The organism is Cupriavidus sp. GW821-FHT02F09 (genome assembly GCF_059421605.1).
Genome location: NZ_JBWKVH010000008.1, coordinates 121,906 through 133,893, shown reverse-complemented (window position 1 = coordinate 133,893; position 11,988 = coordinate 121,906). Strand labels below are relative to the sequence as shown.

Below are 11,988 nucleotides of genomic sequence, written 5' to 3'. Positions count from 1 at the left end.
TAATGCTAGTGCTAGCGGTGCCGTCTCGACATGAAGATGGCGCACGCCAGCCCGCTCGCACCGCGAACGGCGCGGCGCTCAACGCCCCAGGAAACCGCGCAACCGCCGCACACCTTCATCCAGCCTCGCCGGATCACACGCGTAGCACCACCGCACAAAGCCCTCCCCCTCGTCCCCGAACGCGCTTCCCGGCGCCAGCCCGAGCCGTGCCTCGCGCACCAGCTGCTTGCACAACGCCAGGCTGTCGCTGGCGCCGGCCAGCCGGAAGAACACATACATGGCCCCCTCGGGCGCATGCACATCCACGCCTGGCACCACAGCCAACGCACCCACCAGGTGATCGCGCGCCGCGCGCAGCCTGCCGACCAGTTCACGGGTAAAGGCCTCGCCCTCCCGCACCGCCACAATGCCGGCTTCCTGCACGAAGGACGGCGCGCACGACGTGTTGTACTCAACCAGCTTGCCCAGGTCGTCGGTGAGCGCCGCGGGCAGCACCATCCAGCCCAGCCGCCAGCCGGTCATCAGCCAGGCCTTGGAGAACGAGTTGACGCAGATCACCCGCTCGTCGCGGCTGGCGATATCCAGGAACGACGGCGCGATGGCGCCATCGCCTTCGCCGTAATACAACCGTTCGTACACTTCATCGGCAATGATCCAGATGCCATGGCGCCGGCAGTGCGCGAGCACCGCTTGCTGGTCCGCGCGCGACATCACCCAGCCGGTCGGGTTGTTCGGCGAGTTGATCATGAGCAAGCGCGTATCAGGCGTCAGCGCGGCCAGCAGCTTGTCGAGATCCAGGGTCCAGCCGTGCGCGCCGTAATCGAGCGAGACGGTTTCCACCTCGGCGCCAAGGATCTTGGGGATTTCCACCAGGTTGGGCCACAGCGGCGTGACGGCAACCGCGCGGTCACCGGGCCCGGCCACCAGTTGGGCAGCCAGCATCAGCGCGTTGACGCCGGCGCTGGTCACCACCACATTGTCCAGGGCGGTGGCGCCATGCAGCGCGCTGACGTAGTCGGCCAGCGCGCTGCGCAGCGGGGCGATGCCCAGGTTGTGCGTGTAGAACGTCGCCCCGCCGGCCAGTGCCCGGCTGGCGGCGTCGCGGATAAAGGCGGGCGTGACCTGGTCGGATTCGCCGAACCAGAAGGGCAGTACGTCGGGCAGGCCGATGCCGGCATTGGCCACCTCGCGGATGCGCGAGGCGCGCAGGTGATGGACGGTGGCGCGGGCTGCGGCCGGGGCGCACGCAAAGCCGGACGGGCTGGTGGACATCTGAGCTCCTTGCGGTGTAAGGGTCGGACTGCGGGTCGGACTGCGGAACCCACAGAGCGTACCGCAAAGGCACTGCCGCCGGTATGCCCGGCAGCATGCCGAGCTGGCTGGCTAGCGCCCGGGCCCGCCGGAGTCGTCCTGCTGCGGCCAGCCGGGTTTCATCCGCAGGCCAAAGCTGCTGCGCGGCTGCACGTCGCGCTCGGGGCGCAGTGCGTATTGGTCGTGGTTGACCTGCGGCGCGGTGGTGGCTTGCTGAACGGCCCGGGAGGTTGGCGTCGGCGCCGAGGCCGCGCGCTTGCCCGCCTTGGCAGGCGCGCGTGCGCCGCTAGCGTCCGATGCGGCAGCGGGTGCCGCCAGCGCGGACGTGCTGGCCAGGGCGAGCCATAGCGCCGTCACGATGGCGGGTAGGGAGGGGAGGGAGAAAAGGGAAAGGGGTTTTGCTATCACGCTGTCATGCGGCGGCTACGCATGGCCCGCCCGGCCGCCACCTCTGTGGCGCACGGCTGGACTGGCGGCGGCCACCAGTTGCTGAATCCGTCATTGTGTCAGCTACCGGGGCCGCCGGGTGAAAACGGCCTGCAGCCTCGCCCTCCGGGGAGGGGCGAGGCCGCCGCGCTGGCTTTACTGCGCCGCCGCAAGGCGGTGCCCGGCGTCGTTGCCGCTCTCCGGCATTGCCTTGCCAGCCGACTTGCCGCGGGCCAGCACCGGCGCCAGCGCCGCGCCGGTGTGGCTGGCCCGCACCCGCACCAGCCCCTCGGGGTCGGTCGCGGCGACAATGCCGCCGCCCGCCACGCCGCCTTCCGGGCCCAGGTCGAGGATCCAGTCGGCCTCGGCGATCACGTCGAGATCATGCTCGATCACCACCACGCTGTGCCCGCCATCGGCCAGCCGGTGCAGCACGCGGATCAGCTTGGCCACGTCGGCCATGTGCAGGCCCACGGTAGGCTCATCCAGCACGTACAGCGTATGCGGCGCCTGCTGCCCACGGCGGGTGATGTCGTCCCGCACCTTGGACAGCTCGGTCACCAGCTTGATGCGCTGCGCCTCGCCGCCGGACAGCGTGGGCGACGGCTGGCCCAGCGTCAGGTAGCCCAGGCCCACGTCCTTCATCAGCTGCAGCGGGTGCGCGATATTGGACATGGCAGAGAAAAATTCCACCGCCTCGTCGATCTCCATCGTCAGCACGTCGCCGATATTCTTGCCGCGCCAGGTGACCGCCAGCGTCTCCGGGTTGAAGCGCTGGCCGTGGCAGACATCGCAATGCACCTTCACATCCGGCAGGAAGCTCATGCCGATGGTGCGCACGCCCTGCCCCTCGCAGGCCGGGCAGCGCCCGTCGCCGGTGTTGAAGGAAAAGCGCGAGGCGGAATAGCCGCGCGCCTTGGCCTCCAGCGTCTGCGCGAACAGCTTGCGGATGGTGTCCCACACGCCGATATACGTGGCCGGGCAGGAGCGCGGCGTCTTGCCGATCGGGGTCTGGTCGACCTCCAGCACGCGGTCGATGCTCTCATACCCGGTGATGGACTCGCAGCCCTGCCAGTTGTGCGTGACCTCCAGCTTGCGGCGCGGCTCGGTGCGCGCCGTGGCCTGCGAGCGCGCGGGCGCCTCGCTGCCCGCCGCCTTGCGCGCGCGCCGCGTGGCCGGCGACGACATCACCGAGCGGCCCACCGCGTCGAGCAGGTTGGCCATCAGCACATCGCGCGCCAGCGTGGACTTGCCGGAACCGCTGACACCCGTGATGGCAACCAGCCGCGCCAGCGGAATGCTGGCGGTCACGTTGCGCAGGTTATGCTTCGTGGCGTGATGCACGGTCAGCCAGCGCTCGGGTACGGCCTCGCTGTTCTTGCCCGCCGGCTTGACCACGCGGCGTGGCTGCAACGGATGCAGGATCGGATGGGCGAGGAACTGCCCGGTCAGCGAATCCGCACTGGCCGACAGCGCGGCCACGCCGCCTTGCGCCACCAGCGTGCCGCCGCGCTTGCCGGCGCCGGGGCCGATGTCGATGATGTGGTCGGCGCGGCGGATGGTGTCCTCGTCATGCTCCACCACCACCAGCGTGTTGCCCTTCTCGCCGAGCTTGCGCAGGGCGTCGAGCAGGATCTGGTTGTCGCGCGGATGCAGGCCGATGGTGGGCTCGTCAAGCACGTAGCACACGCCTTGCAGGTTGCTGCCAAGCTGCGCCGCCAGCCGGATGCGCTGCGCCTCGCCGCCGGACAGGCTGGGCGCGGCGCGATCCAGGCTCAGGTAGCCCAGGCCGACTTCTTCCAGGAACTGCAGGCGGCTGCGGATCTCGCTCACCACGTCGCGCGCGATCTCGCCTTCGCGCCCGGCCAGGTGCAGGCCCTGCACCCAGCGGTGCGTGTCGGACACCGTCCACTGCGCCACTTCCACGATGGGGTGCGCGTCGAAGGTGACCGCGCGCGCCACCGGGTTCAGCCGCGTGCCGCCACAATCTGCGCACGGGGTATCGGCGACGTCATCGGGCTCTTGCTGCTCCGAGGGCAGCGTCTGCTCGCGCCCGCGGTTGTCGTCGGCCATCACGGTATCGTCGTAGACCGCGCGCTGCTCCCGCGTGAGGGTCAGGCCGGTGCCGACGCAACTGGTGCACCAGCCGTGCTTGCTGTTGTAGGAGAACAGGCGCGGGTCCAGTTCCGGGTAGCTGGTGCTGCACACCGGGCAGGCGCGCTTGGTCGAGAACACGGTGGTGCTGCCGACGCGGGCGGTGCCGCCGTTGCCCATCGCGTGCTGCAGACCATCGAGCGGCGCCAGCAGGTGCATCACGCCCTTGCCGGCTTCCAGCGCCTGCCCGAGCAGCGCGCGCAATGCGGCTTCGTTGTCCGCGGACACGATGATGTCACCCACCGGCAGTTCGATGGTGTGCTCGCGGAAACGGTCCAGGCGCGGCCACGGGTCCACCGGCAGGAATTCGCCGTCGACACGCAGGTGCGTGTTACCGCGCGCCTTGGCCCATTTGGCCAGGTCGGTATAGACACCCTTGCGGTTGACCACCAGCGGCGCCAGCAGGCCCACATGCTGGCCCTTGTAGTCGCGCAGCAATTGCGCCGCGATGGACTCGGGGCTTTGCGAGGTGACTGGCGTGCCGTCGTGGATGCAATGCTGGATGCCCAGCTTCACATACATCAGCCGCAGGAAATGCCAGACCTCGGAAGTGGTCGCCACCGTGCTCTTGCGGCCGCCGCGCGACAGGCGCTGCTCGATGGCCACGGTGGGCGGAATGCCGTACACCGCATCCACCTCCGGGCGCCCGACGGGCTGCACGATGGAACGCGCATAGGCGTTGAGGGATTCGAGATAGCGGCGCTGCCCTTCATGGAAGAGGATGTCGAAAGCAAGCGTGGATTTGCCCGAGCCCGACACACCGGTGACCACATTGAATTTGCCGTGCGGGATATCGACGTTGAGCGCCTTCAGGTTGTGCTCGTGCGCGTTGACGATGCGCACCACGTCCTCGCCCTCGATGGCGCGGCGCGCGCGCGCCGCGCGCAAGGCGGCCTGCAAGGGCACGCCCGCGTCCTCCGCGACGAAGGCATGGCCGACGGCGCGGTCGTATTGCAGCAGCGCCTTGCCGGTATGCGAGTGCGCGCAGCGCTTGACGTCTTCCGGCGTGCCCACGCACAGCACTTCACCGCCGGCGTCGCCGCCCTCGGGGCCGAGGTCGATGATCCAGTCGGCGGCGCGCACCACGTCGAGGTTGTGCTCGATCACGATCAGCGAGTGGCCGCCATCGAGCAGCTTGCCGAATGCGCGCATCAGCTTGGCGATGTCGTCGAAGTGCAGCCCGGTGGTGGGCTCGTCGAACATGAACAGCTTGCACTCGTACGGCATCGGCTTGGCGCGCGTATTGCTCGCCTGCGCGGTCTCGGCCAGGTAGCCGGCCAGCTTCAGCCGCTGGGCCTCGCCCCCCGACAATGTCGGCACCGGCTGGCCCAGCTTCACATATTCCAGGCCCACGTCGACGATCGGCTGCAGCACGCGCAGCACCGCCGCGTCGCCAGCGAAGTACGCCACGGCCTCGCTCACGGTGAGTTCCAGCACATCGGCCACGCTGAACGCGCGCGGCGGCTGGCCCGGCAATGCGCGCTCGATCTTCACTTCGAGGATTTCCGCGCGGTAGCGCCGTCCATCGCAATCCGGGCAGCGCAGGTAGACGTCGGAGAGGAACTGCATCTCGACGTGCTCGAAGCCCGAGCCGCCGCAGGTGGGGCAGCGCCCGTCGCCGGAGTTGAAGCTGAACATGCCCGCGGTATAGCTGCGCTGCAGCGCCATCGGCGCCTTGGCGAACAGCTTGCGGATCTCGTCGAAGGCCCCCACATAACTGGCCGGGTTGGAGCGCGCGGTCTTGCCGATGGGCGACTGGTCGACGAACACCACATCGGCCACCTGTTCCGCGCCCGTCAGGCTGCGAAAGGCGCCGGGCGCATCCGTGGACTTGCCGAATTGGCGCGCCATGGCGGGATACAGCACGTCCTGCAGCAAGGTGGACTTGCCCGAGCCGGAAACGCCGGTCACGCATACCAGGCGCTGCAGCGGGATCTCCACGGTGACGTCACGCAGGTTGTGCTCGGAGGCGCCTTCGAGCACGATGCGCGGCGTGGCGGCATCCACCGCGCGAGGTTGCCAGCGGGAAAGATCGGTTACCTGGCGATGGCCGGCAAGATATTCGCCGGTGAGCGTGCCCGAGCCGCGGATATCGGCAGGCGTGCCGTCAAAGATGATGTTGCCACCACGCTCGCCCGGGCCGGGGCCCATGTCGATGAGCCGGTCTGCCGCGAGCATCACCGAAGGATCGTGCTCCACCACCACCAGCGTATTGCCGGCGTCACGCAGGCGATGCATGGCCTCGACGATGCGGTTCAGGTCGCGCGGGTGCAGGCCGATGCTGGGCTCATCCAGTACGAACAGCGTCTTGACCAGCGAAGTGCCCAGCGCGGTGGTGAGGTTGATCCGTTGCACCTCGCCGCCGGACAGCGTGCGGCTCTGGCGGTCCAGCGTCAGGTAGCCCAGGCCCACGTCGCACAGGTATTTCAGGCGCGTGCGCACTTCGGCCAGCAATAGCTTGAGCGCGTCATCGAGCATCAGGCTCGGCAGCGTGAGCTCGTCGAAGAACTTGCGGATGCGCTCGATCGGCATCAGCATCAGGTCGTGCACGGTGAGGCCCGGCAGCGCTTCGAGCTGCGTGCGGTCCCAGTCCACGCCGCGCGGCAGGAAGCGCTTCTCCGGCGCGCACACGGCGTCCGCACCCGGCTTGCTGCCCAGGCGCCACAACAGCGCCTCGGTCTTCAGCCGCGCGCCGTCGCAGGTCTCGCACGGCGTATAGCTGCGGTACTTCGATAGCAGCACGCGGATGTGCATCTTGTACGCCTTCGACTCCAGGTAGTCGAAAAAGCGCTTGACGCCATACCAGTGCGTATTCCACTTGCCGTTCCAGTCCGGCGAGCCGTCGATGACCCAGGCGCGCTCGGCCGGGGTGAGGCTCGACCAGGCCACGTCGCGCGGAATGCCCGCCTTGGCGGCGTAGCGCATCAGGTCGTCCTGGCACTCCTTCCAGGCCGGCGTCTGCATCGGCTTGATGGCGCCGCCGCGCAGCGTCTTGCGCTCGTCCGGGATCACCAGGCCGAGGTCGACGCCGATCACGCGGCCGAAGCCGCGGCAGGTCTCGCAGGCGCCGTAGGCGGAGTTGAAGGAGAACAGCGCGGGCTGCGGATCGGCATAGCGGATATCGCTTTCCGGGCTGTGCAGGCCGGTGGAGAAGCGCCAAACCTGTGGCTCCGCGCCCTCATTGGCAGTGTCGGGCACATAGACGTTGACCCGGCCGCTGCCGCGCTTGAGCGATGCCTCGATGGCTTCCAGCGCCCGCACCTTCTCGGTATTGCCGAGACGGAAGCGGTCGGCCACCACGTCCAGCACCTTGCGCGGGCCGGTGGGCGAGGCCACCACGCGCTGCGCCTGCACGCGCGCGTAGCCGCTGACGGAGAGCCACTGCTCGATCTCGGCATCGGTGGTGGTTTCCGGCAGTTCCACCGGGAAGGTGACGACCAGGCGTGGATCGCCCTGGGCTGCACGTGCTTGCAGCTCCGCGTAGATGGTCTCCGGCGAGTCATGCCGCACGGGCTGCGCGGTCTGGCGGTCGAACAGCTCGGCGGCGCGCGCGTACAGCAGCTTCAGGTGATCGTTGAGCTCCGTCATCGTGCCGACCGTGGAGCGCGAGCTGCGCACCGGGTTGGTCTGGTCGATGGCGATGGCCGGCGGCACGCCGTCCACCCGGTCCACCTGCGGCCGGTCCATGCGGTCCAGGAACTGGCGCGCATAGGCGCTGAAGGTTTCGACATAGCGCCGCTGCCCTTCGGCGTAGAGCGTATCGAACACCAGGCTCGATTTGCCCGAGCCCGACGGCCCCGTCACCACGGTCATTTCGCCGGTGTGCAGGTCGAGGTCGAGATTCTTGAGATTGTGCTGACGGGCTCCGCGGATACGGATGACACCGGATGACATGGGATGCGTCCTTTAAAGCGTGGCTTGCGAGTGGCTAGCTGATAGCTTGCGTGCGGCGTGCGAATTGCGAAGACAGGCCTGGCAGGGCACACGGGCCCCGGGAGCGCGGCGAAAGCCTTCGCGAGTCGCGGTGTTGGTACGGTCAGGCCGCTATCCTATCCCGAAGGACGGCAGCGTGCCGCGCGCTGAAGTGTGGCGCTGACATCTCCTGACAGCACGGTGTCAGGAGGAAATGGGGACGGATTGGAAAAAGGAAAGGCCTGCGAGGCGCCCGGCACGTTGCCGGGCGCCTGCCCACCCACCAAGGCGTGCTAACCCGAAAGCACCGGCAAACAGCCACTGCCGCCAGGTCCCTCAATGGGTTGCAGGCAAGCGGTAGCCGTCGTTGAGGGTCTTCAGGAACACGATGACGTCGCGGATCTCCGCCTCCGACAGCGCGGCCTTGCTGCCTGGCGCGCCGCCAAACGGGGGTTCCATATTGACGTTGTCACGATACCGCACCGGCAGGTCGTCGAACTTGTCGATGCTGCCGTCGGCCTTGCGCGGGTACCACTTGCCGGGATTGCTGTCCCGTTGCACGTAGAAACGCAACACCTCTTCCAGCGAATGAAAGGCGCCGTTGTGGAAGAAGGTCTTGCGTTGCGCCACGTTGCGCAGGCCAGGCGTGCGGAACAGCCCACAGTACTCTGCGCGCGCCTTCAGGTCGGTGCGATCCGGCCCGCACAGGCCCATGTCGAAGAAGGCCGGATCGGCATTGACCGCCAGCTTGCGGTTGCGCGGCACGCCCAGCGCGATGAAGCCAAAATCGCTGAAGGCGGGAAAGACGCCATCGGCGCTGATCGCGCTGGGGTGGCAGGCCGCGCAGTTGCCCTTGGCGGGATCGTTGAACAGACGCAGGCCGCGCGCTTCCTGCTCGCTCAGCTTGACCTTGCGCCGCAGGAACGCATCGTACTTGCTGCTGTAGGGATAGAACTCGGACGGGGTTTCCTGGAACACCTCGAGCGCCATCAGCGCTGCCTGGAAGGCTACCTCGTCGCGCTCCAGGATGTCGGCGCCGAACACCTCGCGCAAGGTCTGTGCATGCTTGCCGGCGCGCAGCCTGGCGGCCACCGCCGCCGCGTCCGCGTTCGCCATCTCATGCGGTGACAGCAAGGGAATGCGGGCCTGCTCGTGCGTGGAAGACGCCCGCCCGTCCCAGTTGTGGCCGCCGGTGGGGCCCTGGTCCTCGCTGTCGTTGCCGTCGTTCTCGTGGAAATGCTCGGAGAACGGCGGCACGTTCTGCACATAGCGCAGCGACGGCGCCGCGCGCGCGCCGGCGCGCAGCATGTCGGGGCCGCCCAGTTGCACCGACAGGTCGTTGGCCGGCCCATAGGCGTGTTCCGGGCTGTGGCAGCTTGCGCACGCGAGCCGGCCGGACGCCGACAACGCGGGATCAAAGAACAGCGCCTTGCCAAGCGCGGCCATGGCCGGCACCTGCGGCCGGCGCGTTGCCATCATGGTGTAGAACGCGTCGGCATAGGCTGGCCGCGAAGGCGCGGCGACCCGGCTGGCAGCCGGCGCGGATGCCGGGGCCGCGGCCACGCCCTCCTGTGCGGACTTGCCACAGCCCGCCAGGGTCAGGGCGAAAGACAGCAGCAAGGCCCCCGTGGCAAGGCGGCGGATCGGGGAAGGAACTGGCGGCAGAACAAAGCGCGGTGGCATCTGTGCGGCGAAGTGGAATGGCCAGGGCGGGATGGGTGCGGCAGCCCAGGCACAGGAGATTCAGGAACGGGCCGCCACGCTAGCACGCGTGCATGACAGCGGCGTGTCATGCGTGGCGGATGTCTTTTTCTCGTCCCGGCGCCATCATCAATCTGACATGGAGCGGCGCGAGAATCGCGCGGCTGTCCCAAAAAAACCGCCTTACACATAACGAAAAAAGGATATTCCATGCGCCGAGCCTTAAAACTTTATCCCCTTGCAGCGGTGGCCGCCGCTGCCATGGCCGCCTGCGGCGGCAGCGACTCCGGGAGCGGAAGCACGCCCGCAGCCGTCACCACCTCGGGCGTGGTGACCGGCAGCTATTTCGAGCACGCCAAGGTCTGCATCGATGCCAACAACAATGGCAAGTGCGAAAGCACGGAAACCAGCACCTACACCGACAAGAACGGCGCCTTTACGCTCACCGGCCAAGGCGCGATCGCCGCCGAGATCGGCAGCGACGCCTTCCGCAACGATGACACCGGCGGCCACGCAGCCGTGACCCGTCCGCTGGTGTTCCGCGCACCGGCCAGCGCCAACGGCGTGCTCAGCGCCATCACGACCGAACTGGTCGCGCTCATGGAGTCCAACGGCGGCGACCTCACCGCGGCCAAGGCACGTCTGGCCGCCCGCATCGGCGTGACGGCGGACAAGCTGCTGGCCGACCACAACAAGGAAACCGACAAGACCATCAAGGCGACCCTGCAGGCGGAGATCGATCAGACCATCGACCTGATCGCCGACTCGGTCGCCGGCGGCGGCGACATCGCCCAGGCCCTGCGCGACGGCGTCGCCAAGCGGGTCGCCCTCGACAACATCAAGACCGTGGTGGTGATCTATGCCGAGAACCGCGGCTTCGACAATCTCTACGGGCTGTTCCCGGGCGCCAACGGCGTCCCCGGCGTGAACCCCACCTCGACCGGCACCGTCGAACCGCAGAAGGACTTCGACGGCTCCGTGCTGCCGGTGCTGCCGCCGACCTGGGGCGGGCTCACCGCGGCAGGGCAAGCCGTGCAGCTGCCGCAGGCAAGCACCGCCAACTGGGCCAACAAGCCGTTCCAGATCGACACGCCACTCGCGTCCGGCGGCATCAACGGCAGCAACGTGGAGATTGCGCAGTCCGTCACCACACGCGACCTGGTGCACCGCTTCTACAACAACCAGATGCAGATCAACGGCGGCAAGAACGACAAGTACGCCGCGTTCTCGGACGCGGGCGGCCTGACGATGGGCTATTACGACGGCAGCCAGATGCAGATGTGGCAGCTCGCCAAGCAGTACGTGCTGGCCGACAATTTCTACATGGGTGCCTTTGGCGGCTCGTTCCTGAACCACCAATACCTGATCTGCGCCTGCGCGCCGCAGTACCCGAACGCCGACGCGGCCACCTCGCCGGCCAAGAACTCGATCTCGGCGATCGATGTCGACGCCAATGGCAACTTTGTCCGCCTGACCCCCGGCACCGGCAATCCCGCCTCGGTCCTCACCGGCAAGGCCACGTACCAGAACGACAGCACGTTGACGCCCGCGGATAAGAGCGGCATGTTCTACGCCGTCAACACCATGCAGCCGGACTACCAGCCGAGCGGCAACAAGCCCGCCACCACCGATACCACGGGTCTCTACGCCGACCCCACCAAGGCGACCACGCTGCCGCCGCAGACCCAGACCACCATCGGCGACCTGCTGAACGCACGCGGCGTAAGCTGGGCCTGGTACGCCGGTGCCTGGGCCAAGGCCACGCAGGACCCGACCGCCATCTACAACAACACGGTGCCCAACTTCCAGCCGCACCACCAGCCGTTCAACTACTACGCCAACTTCGACCCGGTCAACCAGGCCGCCAACCGCAGCGCGCACCTGAAGGACTTCGACAGCCAGTTCCTGCAGGACGCCGCCGCCGGCAACCTGCCCGCGGTCGCCTTCTACAAGCCGCAGGGCAACCTGAACCAGCACCCCGGCTATGCGAGCGTGACCGACGGCGACACGCATATCGCCAGCGTGATCGCGCAACTGCAGAAGAGCCCGCAGTGGAAGAACATGCTGATCCTCGTCACCTACGACGAGAACGGCGGCTTCTACGACCACGCGCAAGTGCCCACCGGCGACCGCTGGGGCCCGGGCACGCGCATCCCGGCGATCCTCGTGTCGCCGTACGCGAAGAAAGGCTTTGTCGACCACACGCAATACGACACGGCCTCGGCGCTGCGCTTCATCACCCGCCGCTTTGTCCTGCCGACTCTGCCGGGCCTGCAGCAACGCGATACCGCCCTGCTCGCCAACAAGGGCAAGGCCATGGGCGACCTGACCAACGCGCTGGACTTCACCGCCATGCCGCACTGAGCACGCACGGCGCCTTCGAGGAGCCAAGAAACAAAAAACCCCGGGAATCAACGATTCCCGGGGTTTTTTGTTTGCCGGTGCAGGCCGTACCGACTGTGTCGGCCTGGGATGGCGGGGATG

At 67.9% G+C, this 11,988-nt stretch carries 5 protein-coding genes; 1 reads left to right on the top strand and 4 read right to left on the bottom strand.

All coding sequences use genetic code 11. From position 1 onward, the window contains the following. Positions 1-78 precede the first annotated feature (78 nt). The 4 genes from AC07XB_RS12180 to AC07XB_RS12165 all read right to left on the bottom strand — a co-directional run bounded on the left by AC07XB_RS12180 (position 79) and on the right by AC07XB_RS12165 (position 9,486). Positions 79-1,272 carry a pyridoxal phosphate-dependent aminotransferase gene (locus tag AC07XB_RS12180; RefSeq protein ID WP_492810517.1) on the bottom strand — a complete coding sequence of 398 codons (1,194 nt, stop codon included), beginning with the start codon at positions 1,270-1,272 and terminating at the stop codon, positions 79-81. A 111-nt stretch (positions 1,273-1,383) separates the two neighbouring features. Continuing rightward, positions 1,384-1,719 carry a hypothetical protein gene (locus AC07XB_RS12175; RefSeq protein WP_492830531.1) on the bottom strand — a complete coding sequence of 112 codons (336 nt, stop codon included), beginning with the start codon at positions 1,717-1,719 and terminating at the stop codon, positions 1,384-1,386. A gap of 174 nt (positions 1,720-1,893) precedes the next feature. After that, positions 1,894-7,785: an excinuclease ABC subunit UvrA gene (gene uvrA / locus AC07XB_RS12170; RefSeq protein ID WP_493688067.1), complete on the bottom strand. Its 5,892-nt coding sequence runs from the start codon at positions 7,783-7,785 to the stop codon at positions 1,894-1,896. 354 nt (positions 7,786-8,139) lie between these two features. Next, positions 8,140-9,486 (bottom strand): cytochrome-c peroxidase, encoded by a 1,347-nt coding sequence (locus AC07XB_RS12165; protein ID WP_492828744.1) that lies wholly within the window; start codon positions 9,484-9,486, stop codon positions 8,140-8,142. A 228-nt stretch (positions 9,487-9,714) separates the two neighbouring features. Here AC07XB_RS12165 and acpA point away from each other — a divergent pair, with 228 nt between their 5' ends. Further along, positions 9,715-11,868 (top strand): acid phosphatase, encoded by a 2,154-nt coding sequence (gene acpA / locus AC07XB_RS12160; RefSeq protein ID WP_492828746.1) that lies wholly within the window; start codon positions 9,715-9,717, stop codon positions 11,866-11,868. Positions 11,869-11,988 lie beyond the last annotated feature (120 nt).